This is a genomic window from Streptococcus sp. HMSC065C01 (assembly GCF_001813525.1).
Lineage (GTDB): Bacteria > Bacillota > Bacilli > Lactobacillales > Streptococcaceae > Streptococcus > Streptococcus parasanguinis_V.
Genome location: NZ_KV812856.1, coordinates 51,126 through 72,513, shown reverse-complemented (window position 1 = coordinate 72,513; position 21,388 = coordinate 51,126). Strand labels below are relative to the sequence as shown.

The 21,388-nt window shown below is 43.8% G+C and carries 23 protein-coding genes; 2 read left to right on the top strand and 21 right to left on the bottom strand.

The window, feature by feature from the left end; all coding sequences use genetic code 11:
• Positions 1-35 precede the first annotated feature (35 nt).
• From HMPREF2918_RS04915 to HMPREF2918_RS04830, 17 genes are all read right to left on the bottom strand, one after another.
• Complete coding sequence (locus tag HMPREF2918_RS04915; RefSeq protein WP_141751583.1) at positions 36-1,340, bottom strand: sensor histidine kinase; 1,305 nt, start codon at positions 1,338-1,340, stop codon at positions 36-38.
• Positions 1,341-1,353: 13 nt separating this feature from the next.
• Positions 1,354-2,088, bottom strand: a complete 735-nt coding sequence (locus HMPREF2918_RS04910) for a response regulator transcription factor (RefSeq protein ID WP_023919626.1) — start codon at positions 2,086-2,088, stop codon at positions 1,354-1,356.
• Positions 2,089-2,845: 757 nt separating this feature from the next.
• Entirely contained in the window at positions 2,846-4,471 is a 1,626-nt protein-coding gene (gene groL, locus HMPREF2918_RS04900) for a chaperonin GroEL (RefSeq protein ID WP_003004647.1), read from the bottom strand.
• Positions 4,472-4,492: 21 nt separating this feature from the next.
• Positions 4,493-4,774 carry a co-chaperone GroES gene (groES, locus tag HMPREF2918_RS04895; protein ID WP_070594735.1) on the bottom strand — a complete coding sequence of 94 codons (282 nt, stop codon included), beginning with the start codon at positions 4,772-4,774 and terminating at the stop codon, positions 4,493-4,495.
• Positions 4,775-4,903: 129 nt separating this feature from the next.
• On the bottom strand, positions 4,904-5,197 hold the full coding sequence (locus HMPREF2918_RS04890) for a hypothetical protein (protein WP_031572673.1): 294 nt from the start codon (positions 5,195-5,197) through the stop codon (positions 4,904-4,906).
• A gap of 101 nt (positions 5,198-5,298) precedes the next feature.
• Complete coding sequence (locus tag HMPREF2918_RS04885) at positions 5,299-6,153, bottom strand: PTS system mannose/fructose/sorbose family transporter subunit IID (protein ID WP_037585172.1); 855 nt, start codon at positions 6,151-6,153, stop codon at positions 5,299-5,301.
• The gene (locus tag HMPREF2918_RS04880) at positions 6,137-6,979 is read right to left on the bottom strand and encodes a PTS mannose/fructose/sorbose/N-acetylgalactosamine transporter subunit IIC (protein WP_070594734.1); all 843 of its coding nucleotides are present in this window, start codon (positions 6,977-6,979) and stop codon (positions 6,137-6,139) included. Before HMPREF2918_RS04880 ends, HMPREF2918_RS04885 begins: the two co-directional genes overlap by 17 nt.
• Before the next feature lie 56 nt (positions 6,980-7,035).
• Positions 7,036-7,530: a PTS sugar transporter subunit IIB gene (locus HMPREF2918_RS04875; protein ID WP_000261775.1), complete on the bottom strand. Its 495-nt coding sequence runs from the start codon at positions 7,528-7,530 to the stop codon at positions 7,036-7,038.
• 14 nt (positions 7,531-7,544) lie between these two features.
• Positions 7,545-7,982, bottom strand: coding sequence for a PTS sugar transporter subunit IIA (locus HMPREF2918_RS04870; protein WP_049472855.1), 438 nt, complete (start codon positions 7,980-7,982; stop codon positions 7,545-7,547).
• A gap of 140 nt (positions 7,983-8,122) precedes the next feature.
• On the bottom strand, positions 8,123-9,421 hold the full coding sequence (locus HMPREF2918_RS04865; protein WP_070594733.1) for an ABC transporter substrate-binding protein: 1,299 nt from the start codon (positions 9,419-9,421) through the stop codon (positions 8,123-8,125).
• Positions 9,418-10,101 (bottom strand): response regulator transcription factor, encoded by a 684-nt coding sequence (locus HMPREF2918_RS04860; RefSeq protein ID WP_037585171.1) that lies wholly within the window; start codon positions 10,099-10,101, stop codon positions 9,418-9,420. The genes HMPREF2918_RS04865 and HMPREF2918_RS04860 overlap by 4 nt, the downstream gene beginning before the upstream one ends.
• A 5-nt stretch (positions 10,102-10,106) precedes the next feature.
• On the bottom strand, positions 10,107-11,423 hold the full coding sequence (locus HMPREF2918_RS04855) for a sensor histidine kinase (RefSeq protein ID WP_070594732.1): 1,317 nt from the start codon (positions 11,421-11,423) through the stop codon (positions 10,107-10,109).
• A complete protein-coding gene (locus HMPREF2918_RS04850) occupies positions 11,423-12,406 on the bottom strand; it encodes a substrate-binding domain-containing protein (protein ID WP_070594731.1) in 984 nt (327 codons plus the stop codon). The genes HMPREF2918_RS04855 and HMPREF2918_RS04850 overlap by 1 nt, the downstream gene beginning before the upstream one ends.
• Positions 12,407-12,594: 188 nt before the next feature.
• Positions 12,595-12,990: a single-stranded DNA-binding protein gene (locus tag HMPREF2918_RS04845; RefSeq protein ID WP_003004675.1), complete on the bottom strand. Its 396-nt coding sequence runs from the start codon at positions 12,988-12,990 to the stop codon at positions 12,595-12,597.
• A 101-nt stretch (positions 12,991-13,091) separates the two neighbouring features.
• Positions 13,092-13,718: a YtpR family tRNA-binding protein gene (gene ytpR, locus HMPREF2918_RS04840; RefSeq protein WP_003009800.1), complete on the bottom strand. Its 627-nt coding sequence runs from the start codon at positions 13,716-13,718 to the stop codon at positions 13,092-13,094.
• A 9-nt stretch (positions 13,719-13,727) separates the two neighbouring features.
• The gene (locus HMPREF2918_RS04835) at positions 13,728-14,045 is read right to left on the bottom strand and encodes a thioredoxin family protein (RefSeq protein WP_003009797.1); all 318 of its coding nucleotides are present in this window, start codon (positions 14,043-14,045) and stop codon (positions 13,728-13,730) included.
• Positions 14,042-14,332 (bottom strand): DUF4651 domain-containing protein, encoded by a 291-nt coding sequence (locus HMPREF2918_RS04830; RefSeq protein ID WP_003004245.1) that lies wholly within the window; start codon positions 14,330-14,332, stop codon positions 14,042-14,044. The genes HMPREF2918_RS04835 and HMPREF2918_RS04830 overlap by 4 nt, the downstream gene beginning before the upstream one ends.
• A gap of 142 nt (positions 14,333-14,474) precedes the next feature.
• Here HMPREF2918_RS04830 and pepA point away from each other — a divergent pair, with 142 nt between their 5' ends.
• Together pepA and HMPREF2918_RS04820 are read left to right on the top strand one after the other, a co-directional pair.
• Complete coding sequence (gene pepA / locus HMPREF2918_RS04825) at positions 14,475-15,539, top strand: glutamyl aminopeptidase (protein ID WP_070594730.1); 1,065 nt, start codon at positions 14,475-14,477, stop codon at positions 15,537-15,539.
• Between the two features lie 244 nt (positions 15,540-15,783).
• Complete coding sequence (locus HMPREF2918_RS04820) at positions 15,784-17,268, top strand: DUF1846 domain-containing protein (RefSeq protein WP_070448905.1); 1,485 nt, start codon at positions 15,784-15,786, stop codon at positions 17,266-17,268.
• Between the two features lie 335 nt (positions 17,269-17,603).
• On the opposite strand, the gene folK is transcribed toward HMPREF2918_RS04820, so the two are convergent.
• The 4 genes from folK to folP are packed head-to-tail and all read right to left on the bottom strand — an operon-like array spanning position 17,604 to position 21,269.
• Positions 17,604-18,413: a 2-amino-4-hydroxy-6-hydroxymethyldihydropteridine diphosphokinase gene (gene folK / locus HMPREF2918_RS04815; RefSeq protein WP_049475011.1), complete on the bottom strand. Its 810-nt coding sequence runs from the start codon at positions 18,411-18,413 to the stop codon at positions 17,604-17,606.
• Positions 18,414-18,438: 25 nt separating this feature from the next.
• Positions 18,439-18,993: a GTP cyclohydrolase I FolE gene (folE, locus tag HMPREF2918_RS04810; protein ID WP_003019101.1), complete on the bottom strand. Its 555-nt coding sequence runs from the start codon at positions 18,991-18,993 to the stop codon at positions 18,439-18,441.
• Between the two features lie 8 nt (positions 18,994-19,001).
• Positions 19,002-20,312: a bifunctional folylpolyglutamate synthase/dihydrofolate synthase gene (locus HMPREF2918_RS04805; protein WP_070594729.1), complete on the bottom strand. Its 1,311-nt coding sequence runs from the start codon at positions 20,310-20,312 to the stop codon at positions 19,002-19,004.
• Positions 20,313-21,269 carry a dihydropteroate synthase gene (gene folP, locus HMPREF2918_RS04800; RefSeq protein WP_070594728.1) on the bottom strand — a complete coding sequence of 319 codons (957 nt, stop codon included), beginning with the start codon at positions 21,267-21,269 and terminating at the stop codon, positions 20,313-20,315.
• Positions 21,270-21,388 lie beyond the last annotated feature (119 nt).

Here is a 21,388-nt window from a genome sequence, read left to right as displayed (position 1 = left end):
ACGAATGACCGATTTCTGTCCCACTCTCTCTTCCATTATTCCTTCCAAAAGGTCAGGCTCTGAGTAAATCGGTAGTTTGAACTCTTGGTAGACACGGTCGTTTTGGGATACTTTTCCAGTAATTGTTGGATCTTGTACAAACCAAGACCACGGCCCTCTCCTTTACTCGAGTAGTCTTTTTCAAAAATTCTCGCCAGATCTATTTTTTCAGCTTTTGTACTATTTTCAACTATTAAGATGAGGGAGTTCGTCTCCTGAAGCATGGCAAGAGTCAGCTGGGGGTCCTCTGATTCAAGACTCGCTTCGATAGCATTGTCACAAAGGATGGATAAGAAGGTGATGAAATCTAAAACCTCGATGAATAAATCACGAACTGGTTCATCGATCTCGACAGAGATCCCAATCCCTTTGTTTTGAGCTTCCAATAATTTTGCGGACAGAACACTTTTTACAGCTGGATTTTCGATGTGACTGAGTTTGGCAATATCAAACTTACTATTGTAAAATTGCTGGCCACTCTCTCGAAGAACATTCTCATAGACTTCCCTGATCGCATTGAGGTCTTCGTGCTCAATACTTAATTTGAGACTGGTTAAAATATTCAGGTAATCATGACGAAAGGCACGAATCTCCCCGTAGAGCATTTCGACGTGTTGGCTATAGGTGGCTAACTCCTGCAGTTGCCTATCTTTTTGTTCCAGAATCTCTTGTTTCAATCGTTCTTTGGACACTGCATTGAAATACAAGAGCATCACAAAAAACAAAATCAGATAAATACTATTTAAATGTTCCCGTAAAGCATCTGCATGCGGAATAGCATCCTCAAAAACCACCAGACCTACAACACTGACTAAATACACAAACATAGAAAGATCCATTGGAAGTAAGAAACGATTAAAATACTGCCGTTGAAACCCTACTTTTAAATCTGTAAAATCTAGTTTTAACAATTTAGTGAGCCCTAAATAGACAGGAAAGACCAGCAATTCAAGTAGAGCATCATACCAGCTGACAGATGCCTCATGAACAAGTACAATCCCTAGCATTGGAAAGACATAAAAGGCTAAGAGACGCCCAATGAGACTCTCCATGACAACCGGGTAGAGCCCATAAAAAATGTTCAAAAGGTGTCGTATGTTACGATTTCGATAGAAACTATAGGCAATAAATACTAAGAAATAGCCAAAAAAGCCTACCGGTGGCACAAGGGTAAAGACGACTGCAAAGAAGAAAGGGCACAAAAAGAGCCAGCGCCAAGCGAACTCTTGTCTACTGATATGACGATAGATCAGCATGCTGACGAAGAACTTTAAGTAATATATGAGAAAATCTAACAGCAATTCTTTCTCCCTTCTATTTTTTCAAAGCTTCCAGTAAGCCTCTGTACTTGGTCCGTGAGATCAAGCAATTGTCCCCATTTTCAAAAAAAGCTTTCTTGGCTTCTTTATCAATCTTCGTAATATTTTGTGGATTCACCACAAAGGAGCGGTGGCACCGATACAAGCGAGGATCTGCTTTTTCGATATCGGCAATACTAGCGTAAAATTCCAAGCGCTCATCCTGGGTATGTAAAATGACCTTGTGAATAGTTGGAGACGTTTCAACATACAAAATCTTATTAAAGGGAACTTGTACACGCGCCATCGCACTCTCAAATGTAAAAGCATCTTGCGCAATCGTGGTCCCAGCTTGCTCCAAGGTATAGTCAATGGCCGAGTCGATTCTTTTTCTGAACTCTTCCTCACCCAGCGTTTTATCAATAAAATCCAAGGCGGCTACTTTGTACTGAAAGGTAATGGGCATGAATTCAGAGTGAGTGGTGACAAAGACAATGGTCGCATGGGGGTCTTTCTTGCGAATCTCTTTTGCGATCTCTAGACCCTTTTTCTCCTCACCTTTAATCTCGATATCTAAGAAGAATAGGTGATGAGCGCCTCTCTCTGTGATAGCATCTAGCAACTGGCTTGACTTCCCAAACACTTCTGGTGCTTTGCATTGCAAGGATTTCTGAGCAATCAGTTCCTGCAAGACCGATTCGATTCGTGATTGCTGGATCCACTCATCTTCTAACACAAAAATCTTCAACAAAGTCTTCACTCCTTCCCCTCGACGAATATGTTCTATTTTACCATAAATAATAGCTGCTGAGCCATTCTTTCAAAGTAGACTCAAAAGGCATTCTATCTTTTTCTCCTTAACAAGAAAAAACTCTCCCGGAGGAATCCGGAAGAGCTTGCGCAAGGGGAATTTGAAAAATATTTTTTAATATGAAAAAGGTCGATAAAATCTATGCTATGTTCAAACTCTCATTTTACTAACAGCGATATTACGATCAAGTTTTATTGTCAATAGACATGTATGTGGGAAGTTCTCCCCTTGCAACAATGTAGACCTGTGATCTACTCTTAATAGTATACACTAGAATTATTACAAAATCAGTTAATTTGTATTGCAATTTGTTGGCAAATATCCCTCTGCCTGAAAACACCGCAAATGCTTGATTCCCAAGCATCTACGCAAGTCCTCTTTAATTAGTATTTATCATTTCTGTTACAAAATTTAAAATAAAAATATTATTCCATAACAAATGAAAATCCCAAAGCACGATAAAAAGGGAGGAACCATACTTTCCTCCCTTTGAGCTAGTAAGACGATTAGCCAGGCCGCAACATAGTGGCTACTATCCAACGATGAGAGGTATAGCCTCAATCGTGTAACAGTTACGACAGAAAATAAAGAAGGCCTATAACGCCTTCTTTATTTTCTTAGTAAGACACTTCGGCAAGGCACCATGGTGCTTGCCGTAGCCTAATGAGGTGCTTTAGCACCCATTAGGCTAAGTGTGTTACATCATCCCCCCCATCATGCTTGGATCCATTCCTGGTCCTGCTGGGGCTGCTGGTTCTGGTTTGTTGGCTACGACTGCTTCGGTCGTCAAAATCAGACTCGCTACGGAAGCGGCGTTTTGAAGGGCTGAACGGCTCACTTTAACTGGGTCGATGATTCCTGCATCAATCATATTCACCCATTCACCTGTTGCAGCATTGAAACCTGTTCCGACTTCGGCATTTTTCAAGCGATCAATCACAATAGATCCTTCGTAACCGGCATTGTGGGCAATTTGGCGCACCGGCTCTTCCAAAGCACGAAGAACGATATTGCGTCCTGTGGCTTCATCCCCTTCTAATTCAAGGGCTGCGACTGCAGAGATAACATTGACAAGAGCTGTACCACCTCCGGCAACGATCCCTTCTTCAACGGCTGCGCGAGTCGCATTAAGAGCATCTTCGATACGAAGCTTCATTTCTTTCAATTCTGTTTCTGTTGCAGCACCGACCTTGATTACGGCAACACCACCAGACAATTTGGCCAAACGTTCTTGTAATTTTTCACGGTCAAATTCAGAGGTTGTGGTTTCAATTTGTGACTTGATAACAGCCACACGGTTAGCGATCGCTTCTGGGTTACCAGAACCTTCGACAATGACGGTACTGTCTTTATCGACTGACACTTTAGCTGCTTGACCAAGCGCTTCAATGGTTGCATCTTTCAATTCCAAACCAAGATCGTCTGTAATGACTGTACCACCTGTCAAGATGGCAATGTCTTCTAACATGGCTTTGCGGCGATCTCCAAATCCTGGCGCCTTAACAGCTACGACATTAAAGGTACCGCGGATCTTGTTCAAGACAAGTGTTGGAAGAGCTTCGCCATCGACATCATCAGCGATGATCAAGAGTGGACGGTTGCTTTGAAGAATGCTTTCCAACAATGGCAAGATTTCTTGGATATTTGAAATCTTCTTGTCAGTGATCAAAATGTATGGATTTTCAAGGTCTGCCACCATTTTTTCATTATCAGTGACCATGTATTGTGAAAGGTAACCACGGTCAAACTGCATTCCTTCAACGACTTCCAGTTCTGTCTCCATTCCACGAGACTCTTCAATCGTGATAACTCCATCTTTGCCAACTTTTTCCATGGCCTCAGAGATGTACTCACCGACTTTTTCAGAACGAGAAGACACAGCAGCTACTTGAGCAATCGCTTCCTTGCTCGATACTGGGATCGCATTGTTTTTCAAAGCTTCTACTGCTGTTGCAACAGCAGTCTCAATCCCACGACGGATGCCAATTGGATTAGCACCTGCAGTGACGTTTTTGATTCCTTCACGGACGATGGCTTGAGTCAAAACCGTTGCAGTTGTTGTACCGTCACCTGCGATATCATTGGTCTTAGAAGCCACTTCTGACACCAATTTAGCACCCATATTTTCAAAATGGTCTTCCAATTCGATTTCTTTTGCGATGGTCACCCCATCATTTGTGATCAAGGGTGAACCAAATGATTTTTCAAGAACCACATTGCGACCTTTAGGGCCCAACGTAACTTTCACTGTATCTGCTAAGACATCGACACCACGGACCATTGCAGAACGTGCATCAGATGAAAATTTAATATCTTTTGCCATTTCTCTTACCTCTTTCTTCTCTTACTCTACAATTGCAAGAATGTTTGCTGTTCCAACGATGGTGTAGGTTTCTTCCCCATCTTTAACTTCAATTCCTGCATGGCTTTCAACCAAAACTTGATCTCCTGCTTTTACAGCTGGGGCGATGAGTTCACCACTTAGGGTACGCACACCTTCACCAACGGCCACTACTTCAGCTGTTTTTGTATCGGCCTTGCTCGCACCTGCGAGGACAAACCCTCCAACAGTCTGTTCTTTTTCTTCTACTTTTAAGACAACACGGTCTCCTAATGGTTTTAACATGTTCATTCCTCCATACGTGTTTTTAGCACTCTCTATACACAAGTGCCAACTTATGTTTCTATTGTATCACTTGGTCAGAAATAGTCAAGAAAAAAACACCTCAAAAATAAATGAGATGCTTCTAAAATTTCAATTTAAAATTGTCAATTTTTGATTGAAATCATCGATCACTTTTTGAAGATTGATCCGCCCGCGGTAGATGCCATATCCAAAAACAATCATGCCTAAAATTCCAATCAAGGCTAGTAAAATCCCGAGGATCAAGAGTGGGAGGAAACTTTTGTGAAAGAGATAGATCAAGACCACACCAATACTGGCAATGATAAAGAGTAAGCTAAACCAACGTCCAAGGTTTTCAAGCATGTGGCGTTGGTACTTGATTTCTGTTTCATATCCATTGACAAGTTCTTGTTTTGTAACCATGGGATTCCTCCTAATAAAAATTGAGAATGAAGTGCAAGTAAAGGAGGTCCATTCACTTCATTCTCAAAAACTCCTACTAGCAAATTCGTTTTTTCTTTTCCTTAGTATTTAAGATGTGGGTCAAAGATACCAAGGGCAACACCGATCAAAGCCACTACAACGAGAAGTAACATAACTTTGTTTGGTGAAATTTTTTTCTTAGACATCAACCACCAGCAAAGAGTGATGAAGGCTGCTGTCAAGAGACCTGGATAAACACCATCGATCTTTTCTTGAATGTTCAAGAAGACTTTTCCTTCAGAATTCTTGAATTGAAGGGCTGTTGTAACAGATACCCAAGTAGCTGCTACAGCACCGATAACCATACCACCGACAACGCTGATCGCTTTACGAAGAGCTTGTCCTTTTGGTCCTACAAGGAATTCAACAGCTTTATCCCCTAATTGGTAACCTTTGAAGAAGGCAAAGCGCATACCAAAGTAAACTAAGAGGTTCCATACGACGATGTAGAAGAGGGCACCAGCGACGTTACCACCTTTAGAAAGTCCAAGGGCAATCCCCAAGAGAACTGGAATCAAGGTACCAACGACCAATGAGTCACCAATACCAGCGATTGGTCCCATCAAACCGGCACGCATACCGTTGATGGTTTCGCCATCTACTGCATCTCCGTTTGCACGCGCTTCTTCCAAACCAGCTGTGATCCCTACAACAAGAGATCCTAGTTGTGGTTCAGTGTTGAAGAAGGCCGTATAGGTTTGCATAGCATCCTTTTGTTCTTCTTTTGTGTCATACATTTCTTCTACGATTGGAAGCATAGAAGTCAAGTACCCGAAGGTTTGCATATGTTCTTGAGAGAAACAAGTCAAATGACCATAATACCAATGATGGAATGCTTTTGCTAATGTTTTCTTTGAAATTTTCTTTCTATCAGCCATTTTAAATATCCTCCTCATCATCGTCTAGATCCACCGCTCCAGCGGGAGCAGCTTTCATCGATTTGATCACTTCAAGTTCATAGTAGATTACTGCAAAGATTAATGAAACAACGGCACTGGATACCAAGTTCAATCCGAGAGATTTTGCCAAGGTAAATCCAACAAAGAATGGAATGAAGTCAGTTGCTTCTGTAACAATTTGTTTCAACAAGATGGCAATACCGACACATGGGAGAAGAGCACCGACTGTAAAGAGGGCTTTCATCCAGTAACCATCCATAGGAAGGTATTGTTTCATCAAATCAACCATGTTTTCACCGTATTTGGTGATAATCATTGTTGGAAGGAAAGAGAAGAGGAAGTGAGAGATCCAAGGGTAAACCCAGTCAACTGCGTAGAGTTTTTTGAAGTTTCCTTCTTCAACGGCTTTCCAACCAATGTGTTGCCAAACCAAGTTCATAGTAGCGGTACCGTAGAAAAGAACTGTACCGATTGTCCCAACGGCTGCACCGATTGGAGCTGCAGCTGCGGCAATTCCAGCTTCATCTGTGATGTTATTAGCATGCACAAACAAGATAGCAAGAGAAACACCAATGTAAGAGATGGCACGCACATCGGCAGATACGGTACCACCAGGTGTTACCAAGGCGATATAAACGACTTGAAGGGCAACCCCGACCATAATACCGGTTGTCACATCTCCAAGAATTAAACCTGAAATCAACCCACCGATCAAAGGACGACCGAGTGTATAGTTCCCGATACTGGAACCTCCCATACCAGGCATTGAAGACAAGCTGGCGAAAATACCAAGCAAGATTGCTTGAATCCATGAAATTGTCATAACAAACGCTCCTTTTGTTTGTAAATTTATTTACCTAACAGATAAGACTGTTAGTTTTAAAAACCAAATTTTGATTTGAAATCATCCCAATACCCGATGGAAACATCTGGCAACAATTGGAATTTCACCTTGTAGCCTGCTGCTTGAATGGCTTGGAAGGCTTCTGCTTCTTCCTGAGTGATGGATTGGTTATTTCCCAATTTCACAGCTCCAGGACGATCATTTGCAGGGCCTACGATGATTTCTTTAACATCACCTGGGACAAACCCTTGGTCGACCAAAATTTCCTTCATATCGATTGGATTTTTGGTAATCAAGAAGTAACGACTATCTGATTCTGTTACTTTTGCTGATTTTTCTTTAAAGGCTTCCTTTGTCCATACAAAGGTTTTCTTGTCTGATGCGCCTTTGTAAGCTTGGATCAAAACCTTGTTTGATGCTGCTGCATCGTTTACAGCAATCAAACCATCACATGGTTTTTCCTTTGCCCAGCGTGTGACTGTCTGACCGTGAATCATGCGGTCATCAATCCGTACAAATGTTACTACCATAAGGTACCTCCCTATTAAATATCGTCATCATCCTCTTCAGCACTAGTGGCTGAAACTTCAAAAGGCTGTAGTGCAGATCGTGCTTCTGATAAGATGGTAGCTGACAAATCGTCTCCATCCAAGACATCCTTCATCACAACTGCTGTCAAGGCCATGGTAAGGTTCATCCCACCAAGGATCAAGGCTCCATCGAGCTTTCCAGCTTCTTCTAGAACCGTGGCTGCAGTGGTTAATGGACTACCACCTACGATATCTGCCAAGACCAAAACAGAATCATCAGCTGTCAATCCTGAAATGCTCTCTCTGAAATCAACTGCGAAGTCATCGACCGATTTTCCTTCTTTGAGTCCAACTGCGATGACCTGATCCATCTTATCACCAGCAAACATGGCTAGTGATGTTTTTAGACCTTCTGCCAGTCCGCCATGACTGACCAAAACGAGGTATTTCATTTTTCTACGCCTCCTTTATTTGACTCTATTGTAGATTATTTGAAAGCGTTTTTACATTGTCAAATGTCACATTCCTAATATGACATTTAGCAATAAAAAAATGACATCTGTCACTTGACAAAATGCCATCTTATTTTACTCTAAACTCCTACCTGTAGACTACTTTCAATCTCCCTCTGAATTTGAGGCAAACGGTTCTCGACATCCTGATCGCGCAAGGCATTACCAATCAAGTAGTCTAGCTTTTCTAACACCTCTTTTGAGACATTTTTCGGACTACTTTCAACAGCTTGTTCCATGATGCGGTTCAAGGTCTGATTGGTTAGGGAATCTGTTCCAAAATCATCCACCTGCAAAAGGTCTTTACTAGAGCGACTCTTGACTACCTGTGGCATGACAGAGATCCCCTGGGATTGGGCAAAGAGGGTTTGTTGAATTTCGGGATCCTCTGTTAAGAGTTGCATTAATTCCCAAGCCAACTTGGAATGAGAACTTCGAGCCGACATAGCAAAAGAAGTCGTCGTGACTAAGGTCGCCTTGGTTGTTTTTGACTTAGCAGGCATCGGGATACAGGTCCAGGTAAAGTTTGAATATTTAGAAACGTGGTAGGGATAAGGTTTATAGGTCCGATATTGGGCCAAGGTCATAGGATAAAAGGCGACTTTCCCCTGGTCAAAATCTTTGGAGCTCACCTTGTAATTTTTATTTAAATCTTCCAATTTTTGTAGGAAAGTCAAGGATTCTTTGACTTCTGGAGCCGTCAGCTTAAGCATCCCTTCTTGAAAGAGATGACCCCCATTTGCTGCTAAGGCTTCTTTCCAGGTGTATTCTGTACTCCCAAATTGGTCTAGTTGCCCATCCCCATTGGTATCCTTGGTTAGCTTCTTGCAAATCGTATAGAACTCTTCAAGGGTCCAACCTTCTTTGGGAACTGCGATGCCTTCTTTATCCAAGAGATCTTTATTGACACACATCAAAATCGGATTGCTTTCATAAGGTAAGGCATAGGTTTGTCCCTGATAGACACCCGATTCAAAGGCAACGGGATAAAAGGCAGCTTGGTCTTTTCGATCCATATAGCCGTTTAACTTTTCTAGCACCCCCCGCGCTGCTAATAAGGAAAGATCTTGCTCAGAGACCATAAACACATCTGGCGTCTTTCCTGAGACAATCTTTTCAGAGAGCCAGTCTGAATAATCTGACTGCGGAATCCCGTTTTCATACTCTACACGGACGTGGGGATGGGATTTTTCAAATTTTTGAATCGCACGATCCAAGGCATGGGAACGTTGACTGGTCGGCACATCCCAGCTAGAACCTGCATAAACGCCGATATGGAGTACGGTCGGTTGCTGTTTCCACCAATAGAAACCCGCGCTCGCACAGAGCACAACAAGGAGACCAATCCCCCAACAAAGATGCTTTCGCTTCAATTTCATTCTGTATTTCCTTTAGAAAAATCACGTCTCGTCACTCCTGTTTGGACTGACCAGATCGCTAATTGCGTTCGATCTCGTAGGTTTAATTTCGCCAAAATCGTTGATAAGTAATTGCGCACGGTTCCTTCTGATAAGAAGAGTTTGGCTGCAATTTCTTTATTGGACTCCCCATAGCCGACCTCTTGGATAATACGCCATTCCGTCGTGCTCAAATCCTTGACATTGTCCTCATCTACAGCAATAGAGAAGTTGGTTTTGGCCATTTGTGAGAAAATTTGAAAGACTTTACTAGCGATATTCGGGTTGATCATGGCTCCGCCTTGATACACCACCTTAATCGCTTCATAGAGTTCCTCTGTCGAGGCTCCCTTTAAAAGATAACCTGAAGCACCATACTTGAGTGCACTATAGATAAATTCATCATCATCAAAGGTCGTTAAAATAATAATTTTGATATCCGGATAGTGCTCTTTGACTTCTTTTGTCGCCAAAACTCCATCCATGCCTGGCATCCGAATATCCATTAAGATCAGGTCAGGATGTGTCTGCGGAATGCTCGACAAGACGTGATTCCCATCTTCCACTGTGGCCACCACTTCGATATCGGGGTGGGCTGACAAAATAATTTTCAGAGATTCTCGAATCAAGGCCTGGTCATCTGCCACCATTACTTTTATCACCATCTCTATCTCCCTTCTTTATATTTCGGTAAACTGATGCGCGTGAAAAATCCATCGCGGCTTTCAAATTGAAGCTGTCCTCCTAGGATAGAAATTCGTTCCATCATCTGCTTGAGTCCATAGCCATAGGTCAAGGTTTCAAACCCAACCCCATTATCCTGCAACTCGATCAGGTAATCTTCTTCATTCTCAAAAAAATGAAGGCTCATCTGACTGGCATGACCGTGGCGAACCGCATTGGTCATAGACTCTTGGATCACACGAAAGATTGTATCTTCAATCATGACGTCCATATCGACATCGACCCATTCATAGTGTAAATCAACCTGCAAGTTGGAAAGCGTTTGGTACTCACGGATCATCTTTTCTAAAGCATCTTTGAGGGTTCGTCCCTCAAGGGCACCTGGACGGAGGCGGTTGAGAGAGCCTCTCACATCCTGGATTCCTTCACGAACCACTTCTGATACGCTTTTCACCTGCTCTTTTGCCCGATTGGGATCGATATCAATCAAGACTCCGACAGCATCCAGCCCTGCCGAGATCCCTGTTAGCGCGTGCCCCAAGGTATCGTGAATTTCCCGAGCAATCCGCTTACGTTCCCGATCTTCTGCAATCTTCTCAGACAAGGCCATATAGTTGTTCAACTCTGTATTGACCTTTGAAACCATGGCCAACTCTTCTTCCACTTCGTGGTTTTCCGCAAGGACATTCATAATATAGAACAAAAGCGAAATAATGAAGAGCACCATATTCAAGGCATAGAGGGAATTCTTTAAGAAAAAGGCCAGAATCCGAATGGAGGCAGGGTAAAAATGAATATAGACATCCAGAGAAGGAATCGGAAAGAAAAGCGAAAAGACGTCTGAATTGGTCACAAGTAGAATCAAGAAACTCACTAGGATAAAGGCAAACCAATACTTGCGGTCTCGCTTGGTATTCAACTCTTTGGAACCATAGAAGATATCCGCAAAAACCAATAGAATAAGCCCGTTATAAGCTACATTTTGGACCCACATCAAGAGCAACATCAGGAGGATCTCCAGAATGTTCCACTTATCAAAAATGGACCATCGACTCATTTGAGACCGGTAACGACTCATGGAGATCAAGGCAATCCCAGCAAATAAGAGTGCAGACAACCAAAAAGTTGTAGAGGGCGCAAAAGGAATGCGCTCTAAGCGTTCTACTAATAGGGAAGCTTGTCGTTGAGCAATGATATAATTGGTTGCTTGAAGATAGATGATACTGTTGAGCATCACAGCGATAAAATTCACGACCATCAGAATGGCCAAACTGTATCTCACACCTCTAAATTTTCTCATTACTGCCACCCATTCACATCAAAGTGATCGATGTTTTCCTTTGTCATCATTTGAACCGGAATGGTTATCTCTTTTTGGTAGCTTTTCCCATCAGCCATATCTTGGATGACCTCCATCACGCGGTCTCCCATCTTCAACGGAGACTGGGCAACGGTTCCCACGACATCATCTGTCGAGTGTAGCAAGGCTTTCATATCTGGTGAGCCATCAATCCCATAGATCGCAATGGGATGGGTGATTCCTTGCTCCTTGATCGCCGCTAAAGCTCCTATAGCCGAGCGGTCATTCAAGGAGACTAGAGTATCGACATTCCCCCCTGACTGCAAGAACTTACGGACAGCTGGCATGGCGATCTCCGTCTGCCCCTTGGTTTCTAGTTCCGAGATGATCTGATAAGACCCATGTTCTTTGATGGTATCCTTAAATCCCTGAATCCGCGTATCTGCCGAAACAGTCCCCTTATGCTCCAAGAGAAGGATCCGAGCATTTGAAGAGCGTTTCATCAACTCTTTCGCAATCAAGACTCCTGCTTGGTAGTTGTCGGAGACAATGCTGGCATCCGGCTTAAAATGCTTGAGCTGGGTATCAACTGCAATGATCTTAATTCCTTGTTTTCTAGCTTTTTTAAGAGCCCTTAAAATGGGCTGACTATCCCCTTTGACCGGATTAATCACAATCACATTTACTTTTTGGGCGCAAAAATCATCGATCTGCTGGCTCTGCCTTTTTTCATCCAATTCCGGATCTCGAACATATACAAGAGCCCCTCTCTCATCGGCAATTCGACTAATTTCCGAATGAATACTTTTATAGAACTCATTGTTCATGGTCATATAGGTGACACCGATCTTGGTCTGATCCTTGATGCTACTGGTTTGACAAACGGCATAGATCCACAAGAGGATGCAGGCCACTGGAATCACCAGTAAAACCCGTTTTATCAGCCATTTCAACCGTTCTTTTCTTTCTTCTTTCCCCTTCAAACTCCGTTCCTTTTCTGAAAATTTTGAATATATATTACTTTATTTTACTACTTTTTCAAGAAAAGTGCTGGCTTTTATTGTACAGATGCATATTTTTGATTTATTTTTAAATGAGTCGTTCCCGAATGAAATCCCTACCAAATATCAAAAAAGCTGGTCTATAAACGAACCAGCTTTCTTTTTTGATCCTAAAAGGGAAGATCTTCCTCTTCTAAGATGATATCGGCTAAATCTCCCGTTCCACCATTTTCACGCATCGCTCGCTGAGCGCGGCTCTCTAGCAACTGAAAACTTTGGCAGAGGACCTCTGTCACATACTGCATGACGCCATTTTTCTCGTAGCGGCGCGTCCGAATCTCTCCATCCAAAGAGATCAAGCTCCCTTTACTGGCATAACTAGCCATGGTTTCAGCTAATTTCCCCCAGACAACCACATTGACAAAGTCAGTCTCTCGCTCCCCGTTTTGATCCTTGTAGCGACGATTGACCGCAACGGTCACTCGGGCAACGGATTTGTCTGTGCTGGTTTTATGCAATTCTGGAGCCGCTACTAGGCGACCGATTAAAATAACTTTATTATACATCATTTACCTCCTATCTATTTATTCGAAAAAATTTTAAAAAATGGAGGTGACAAACCAAAATCAAAAAAATCTAGGATCCAAAACATCCTAGATTCTTCTCTTTATTCGTGCCAGTGACGAGCAGGATCAAAAGGTGTCCCTGCTACTTCTGCGTCATCTAATTCAATAATGCCTCGTTTTTGAGGAGCATTTGGCAAGTGCAATTCGCGCGGACTGCACATCATCCCATAGCTTTTTTCTCCACGAAGAGCCCCTGGGAAAATCAAGCTACCATCCGGCATCATGGCACCTGGAAGAGCGACAATGGTCTTGAGACCCACTCGCGCATTTGGAGCCCCTGCTACGATCTGAACTGTCTTGTCTGGTCCAACTGCTACTTGGCAGATATTCAAGTGGTCACTATCTGGATGGGCTACCATTTCAAGGATTTCTCCCACCACAAATTTTGGTTCCCGATCATTGACCAAACGTTCTGCGAAGCCTTCTCTTTCCAATTCTTGATTCAAACGAGCTACTTGCTCATCTGTCAAAAAGACTTGGCCCTTGCCTTCGATGGCGAAGAAAGATGAGGCATCAAAAATATTCCAGGCAACGGTTTCTTGCTTGTCCTCACGGTAAACGCGAGCCACTTTTCCTTTTCTCTCCACCGCGAGCTTTGCTTCTCCACTATTTTTCAAGGTCAGCATCAAGACATCGCCGACTTGTTCTTTGTTGTATGTTACAATCATGTTTTTCTCCTATTTTAATCCTGCTAAGAATGCTGTAAGCTGCGCCTTGGTTTTTCGATCCCGATTGACAAACCGACCGATTTCCTTATCCTTTTCCAGAACCACCAAACTTGGGATCCCATAAACATCCCAGACTTTCGCCAGATCCATATAGGCATCTCGGTCAATCAAGATAAAGGTAAATTCGGGATTTTCAGCTTCAATCTCCGGCAAAAAAGGCTTGAGGTAACGACAATCCCCACACCAATCTGCTGAAAAGACAAACACTTTCTTGCCATCTTGCTCTACATAAGAAGCAATTTCTTCTAGAGAATTTGGTGTAATCATAGTTTTTCCTCTTCATAATGCAAGAGACCGTCCTCATAGACAAAGCGGTAATGGCGCTCATCTTCAAAAATGACGCCTCCTACTAAGCGTTCTTCACTAGACTCGTAGAGTTCCACATACAGGGTCGCAATCGTCCCCATGGCTTCCATTTGCTCCCGTACTTCTGCTACCAACTCTTCTTGGGTACGGAGACGCTTTTGATCTTTGGCGATTTTATAAACACCGGCCGCAAGAGCTCCTGCACTTGCTACAGCCAGACTAGACAAAATAATTTTTTTAGCTTTCATAGTGCCTATTGTAACACAAAATAAGCAGAGGGACAACGGTCTAGGCTGGATCTCTCCCTCTGCTTTTTGAGATTGATTTCCATAATAACGCTACCATCCTTGTAGAAAAAGTGTTAAAATAGCATCAGAAAGAAGGTAACCTATGACTGATTTATTTTCTAAAATCAAAGAAGTAACTGAAATCCCTGCTATCTCAGGTCATGAAGCTCCTGTACGGGATTATTTGCGCCAACAATTGACCCCTCATGTGGACGAAATCGTGACAGATGGTCTCGGTGGGATCTTTGGGGTCAAACATTCAACAGCTGCCGATGCTCCTCGTATCTTAGTAGCTGCCCACATGGACGAAGTTGGTTTTATGATCAGCGAAATCAAAGCTGACGGAACTTTCCGTGTTGTCCCAATCGGAGGTTGGAATCCGATGGTCGTCAGCAGCCAACGCTTCAAACTCTTTACACGTGACGGACGTGAATACCCTGCTATTTCAGGATCTGTTCCTCCTCATTTGACACGTGGAACGGGTGGACCAACCGTACCAGCCATTAGCGACATCATCTTTGATGCAGGCTTTAGCTCTAAAGCCGAAGCTGAAAGTTATGGGGTTCGTCCTGGAGATACTTTGGTCCCAGATAGCTCTGCGATTCTCACTGCTAATGGTAAAAACGTCATCTCAAAAGCATGGGATAACCGCTACGGCGTCTTGATGGTCAGCGAATTGGCCAAGAGCCTTTCTGGACAAGCCTTAAACAACGAACTCTATGTAGGGGCCAACGTTCAAGAAGAAGTGGGACTGCGTGGAGCCCACACTTCAACCACTAAATTTGATCCTGAAATCTTCCTTGCTGTAGACTGTTCACCAGCGGCCGATGTCTTTGGAGACCAAGGAGCGATTGGGGAAGGAACACTGCTTCGCTTCTATGATCCAGGTCACATCATGCTACCAAATATGAAAGATTTCTTGCTCACTACTGCTGAAGAAGCAGGTATCAAATTCCAATACTATTGTGCCAAAGGTGGTACCGATGCAGGTGCAGCACACTTGAAGAACGGTGGAGTCCCATCAACCACTATTGGTGTCTGTGCACGTTACATCCACTCCCACCAAACCCTCTATGCCATGGATGATTTCTTGCAAGCACAAGCCTTCTTACAAGCATTGGTTAAGAAATTGGATCGCTCTACAGTTGATTTGATCAAATACTATTAAGCAACATCGATCACGAAGCCCCGTAAGGGGCTTTTTTAGGGGGAAAACAAGGTTCTCTTTGAAACTTTCCAGCGTGAGTCACCATTGAGCCCCTCGGCATCCACACTCCCTTAGGAAAGTATCTTAGAATATTTTATCTTCCATCTGTTTTCTGATATAATATGAAAGAATGAAATGGTAGGGAACGGAGCACTCATCCTTGGATTTGTGTGGCAGACCTTTCCCTTATATACAGGAGTTTTACATGAAAAAACAAGCTTTTAGTTCTGAAAAGTATTTGAACTTGCAACGTGACCACATTATTGAGCGGATCAATCAATTCGATGGCAAGCTCTACCTTGAATTTGGTGGTAAGATGTTAGAGGACTTCCACGCTGCTCGTGTCCTCCCTGGATACGAACCAGACAATAAGATCAAGTTGCTCCAAGAATTGCGCGACCAGGTGGAAATTGTCATTGCCATCAACGCCAACAACATTGAGCACTCAAAAGCCCGTGGGGACCTAGGAATTTCTTATGACCAAGAAGTACTGCGTTTGATCGACAAATTCAATGAATTGGGGATTTTTGTAGGCTCTGTCGTCATCACCCAATATGCTGGACAAGCTGCAGCAGATGCCTTTCGCAAACAACTGGACAAGAGCGGGATCGCCTCTTATCTCCACTATCCGATCAAGGGCTATCCGACCGATATGGACCACATCATCTCTCCTGAAGGGATGGGGAAAAATGACTACATCAAGACTAGCCGCAATTTGGTCGTTGTGACAGCTCCTGGACCTGGTTCTGGTAAGCTGGCAACTTGTATGTCCAATATGTACCATGACCAATTAAGTGGGATCAAATCAGGTTATGCTAAGTTTGAAACCTTCCCAGTATGGAATCTTCCTTTGCACCACCCAGTCAACTTGGCTTATGAAGCAGCAACTGCAGATCTGGACGATGTCAATATGATCGATCCCTTCCACCTCCAAACCTACGGAGAAACAACGGTCAATTACAACCGCGATATCGAAATCTTCCCTGTTTTGAAGCGCATGTTGGAACGCATCTTAGGAACCTCTCCATACGCTTCCCCAACAGATATGGGCGTCAACATGGTTGGCTTTGCCATTGTGGACAATGACGCTGCGATTGAAGCTTCCCAACAAGAAATCATCCGTCGCTATTACCAAACTATCTTGGATGTCAAAGCTGAACGCGTCGGTGAAGGAGCTGTCAAGAAGATTGAGCTCTTGATGAATGATTTGAGCATTACTCCAAATAATCGGAAAGTGACCGTTCTTGCTCGTCAGAAAGAAGAAGAAACAGGAGAGCCAGCCTTGGCACTTGAATTGCCAAACGGCGAGATGGTAACCGGAAAAACCTCCGATCTCTTTGGCCCAACCGCAGCCCTCTTGATCAATGCGATCAAGAAATTGGCGCATATTGATAAAGAAACCAAATTAATCGAGCCAGAATACGTCCAACCTATCCAAGGCTTGAAGATCAATCATTTGGGTAGCCGCAACCCTCGTCTTCACTCAAACGAGATCCTCATTGCCCTTGCTATTACAGCCATGACCAATGAAGACGCTAAGCTTGCTATGCAAGAATTAGGCAAGTTGAAAGGCAGTGAAGCCCACTCAACCGTGATGCTAACAGACGAAGACAAGAATGTCCTTCGCAAGCTCGGTATCAACGTCACCATGGACCCTGTCTACCAGTACGATCGTTTGTATCGTAAATAAACTAAGACAAACAAAAACAATCCCTGTTTTAGGAATTGTTCAGATTGAAGACAAAGTCTTCTTAAAAAACTTTCCTTAGGTGAGTACGGACGTCAGCGAACTTCTACGAAGTTCCATGACTAATTATTGAGCCTAAGGTCTCAATAATTCCGAGTGCCTGAAACGGTATTGTTTCAGGCACTTTTCTCACGGCGGAAAGTTTCATTAGATGACTGAATAACTATAACGAGTATAATTTTTAAAGAATTGATTAGATTCTATTAAAGATTCGTTTATCTACGCTCTCAACAATCCCTGCTCGAGGGATTGTTTTTTTATAATGCAAAGAAGAGAAACTATTTGACAGCCTCCCATAATTGGCGAATGGGCTTTCTTTGAACAGGGTCCACAAAATGAGGAGCAATTTCATTCAAAGATTCTAGGACAAAGGCACGTTCTGCCACATAAGGATGCGGCAAGATCAAGCTCGGACTGTAACAAATGGTGTCATCCATATAGAGCAGATCTAGATCGATCACACGTGGCCCCCACTTGATCTCACGGACACGCCCCATTTCCTGCTCAATAGCAAGTAAGGTCTCTAGTAAATCCTCTGGGGTCATCCAGGTTTCAACCTCTGCCACCTGATTCAAAAAGGTGTCCTGCTCCACTCCTCCCCAGGGTTCTGTTTCAATCCTTGTGGATGTCTGAAGAAGGCGAATGCCTCGATCCTTGAGTTTTTCTAGCGCCGTCTCTAGTTGCAGTTGTTTATCTCCCATATTGGTGCCAAGCCCAATAAAGGCCCGTTTTTTCTCCCGTTCGATTGTCACCGAACAAGTCTCGAGTGGCAAGGGAACAGGAGCCCAAGGTTTTTTCAACTCCAGACGAACTTTTTCTACGAAGGCATAGCTTTCGAAAATCTTTTGAACCAATTGAAAGGCCACCGTTTCAATCAGATCAATCTTTTCTGCCTGCATCCACTCGGTCAACTGTTCCGCCAAGATCCCGTAATGGATCGAAGCTTCCAAATCACCTGTGCGGGCAGCACGAGTCATCTCATAATCTACCCATAGGTCTAGGACAAAGCGTTGTCCTAATTCTTTTTCTGCTGGGAAAACACCGTGATAGGCGTATACCTCTAAGTCCTTGATCCGTAATTGATCCACTCTGTTCACCTCTTATAGCCAGCCATTAGTGGCCCATGAGTTTATAGGCTTCATTTTTTAAGTCTTTATCTGTCGCAAGCAGTCCACGCGCAGCAGTTGTCACTGTAGCGGTCCCAGGTTTACGGACACCACGCATGTTCATACACATATGCTCTGCTTCTACCCAGACAAGTGCTCCTTGTGCTCCAAGATATTCCATCAAGGCATCTGCGATTTCTACCGTCAAACGTTCCTGAATCTGTGGTTTTTTAGCGTAAACTTCGACCGTACGAGCCAGTTTGGAAAGCCCAGCCACACGGCCATTTGGAATGTAGGCAATGTGCACTTTTCCATAAAATGGTAAAAAGTGATGCTCACACATGGAATGGAAGAAGATATCCTTCTCGACCACCATATTGTTATCAATGATTTCAAATGATTTAGACAGGTGCTCTTCTGCTGTCTGCCCTAGTCCTGCAAATATTTCTTGGTACATCTTGGCAATGCGGGTCGGCGTTTCCTGAAGTCCCTCACGGTTCTCATCTTCACCGACTGCCTCGATGATCATTTTCACTGCTTCTTCAATTTTCTTTGTATCCATATCATCTCCTAGTTGGATTTTTCTGTTTTTAATAAATAAGGTCGTACCTGGCTAAGGAAGTAGAGCGACCCTGTTACAATGAGGAGCTCATCGCCTTCAGCTTGCCAGTTTTGTAGAAACTCTTGCCAGTTGACTTCCTCAAGCTGATGGTTTTTCGCAGCAGCTCTTATCTCTTCTTGAGAATAGGCTCTTGGATCTTCAAAGGTCGTGAGGATCAAGCGACTATTTTCTAGTTCCTGCCACTGAATGAGCATCTCTTCTAAGGCTTTGGTCCGGATGCAGGTAAAAAGAATGGTCTTTTTTTGACTTGGAAAAAGTTCCCGAAGACTTGCGATCAAAGGCGCAACGGCGTGGGGGTTATGGGCCCCATCTAGCAAGATCATGGGATTTTGTGAGACCACTTCCATTCGGCCAGGCCAGATGACCTGATGCAAGGCATCATCCACTAACTCTCTTGACAAGAGTTCACGCCCTTCTCTTTCAAAAAGTACATCACAGATACTGATCGCAAGAGCTGCATTTCTGGCCTGGTGATGACCCAAGAGCGCTACTTGATAGGAGGCTGTTTCTCTTTTGGAACTGTGATAAGAAAAGGATTGGCCCGATAGACAAGAGGCCGCTAGCTCAACTTGGTAATCTCTGTCATAGGCTGTTATCGGTACCTGCTTCTGAATCGCAATGCCTTCAATGACTTGGCTGGCTTCTGCTTCTAATTTCCCTAGAACCAGAGGAATTCCTGGCTTAATGATACCAGCCTTTTCACGGGCGATGGAAGCCAGATCTGGCCCAAGAAGGGCAACATGATCCAAGCCAATCGAAGTGATCGCGGTCAGAACAGGCTGACAGACATTGGTACTGTCTAGTCGTCCCCCCATACCGACTTCCATGATCACATAATCCAGCTCCTCGTGAGCAAAATAATCATAGGCAATCGCCGTCATCACTTCAAATTCCGTCAAACCTTGAAAGATGACCCTTGATTGTTCATCTTCCAGGAGCTGCTGGTAACTATCCAGGTAGGCCTGCAGGTCTTGATCCGCAATAGCTTCGCCATTAATGGTGATTTGGTCATTGTAATGGATCAGATAAGGAGAGGTAAAGACTCCAACCCGTAAACCTGCCAGCCTCAAGAGTTGGGATAAGGTAGCAATGGTAGAGCCTTTGCCATTGGTCCCCGCAACATGAATGACCCGACAGTCTAAGTGAGGATTTCCTCTCAAAGCCAAGAGAGCTTCCATGCGCTCCAAACCGAAATGTGGATCTTGGGAACGATAGGCTTCTAGCCAACGAAGATCCAACTGATGTTCTTTTGTCTTCATTTACTTGTATTGTTTTAAATTGGTATCTGCTGCCTCTTGGGCTTGGAAAATAGCTTGGCCCAGACTGGCTGCCATCTTGTGAAGGGGAATATCATGCACCCGCACTACTTCGACTCCTTGACTGGCTGCAATACTGGTCAAATGGCTCGAAGCCAGGTCCCGATTCCAAAAACCAGTCTCCGTTGCAGGATCTGTCTCAAATCCAGCTTCCTCAATAATATTGACCACAAAACGTTTGCGGGAGACCCCTAGAAAGATCGGATACCCCTTTTGGTGAATCGTCCCAAGTTCTTGTAATAAGAGTAAGTTCTCTCGCTTGGTCAAACCAAATCCGATCCCAGGATCCAGCATAATACGATCCGTCTGGACACCAGCTGCTTTCGCTACCGCAAGCGAGCGGTTAAAGAAGGTCCACATCAAGTCTTGAATCGGTTCTTGAGCCATCTGTTGAAGCTCTTGCTCTGAAAAGACTGGTTCAAAACCAAAACGTGGAAAGATAGTGGAACTTGGATGATGCGGTCTTGCCATCACTGGATTAAACATGAGAACCGCGCTCGCTTCATGCTCCGCAACCACAGCAGCCATCTTAGGATCTCCAAGAAAACCCGTAATATCGTTGACAATATCAGCTCCAGCTTCAAGCGCTGCGGCTGCCACCTGTGACTTCCAGGTATCTACTGAGATCAAGACATCACTTTCTTTCCGAATGGCTTTAATCACCGGAACCACGCGGTCAATCTCTTCTTGAATCTCCACATAATGACTACCAGGTCTGGGTCTGGTTGATTCTCCTCCTATATCCAGGAGTTGAGCTCCTTCTTGGATCAGTTTTCTCGCCTGCTGCAAGGCTGCATCCACACTCGTATACTTACCGCCATCAGAAAATGAATCCGGAGTGACATTTAAGATCCCACAAAGAAGGGTCCCTTGGCCACTCAGCCATTTATTATCAATCATTTTCGTCCTCCTTTGATTCCCTTCCTACAGCATGATTGCGAACAAAAGAGGCTAGAACAAATGTTCTAAACCTCTGAGTTCATTCTCCATACGAATTGCTTATTTTTCTGACCTTCTGT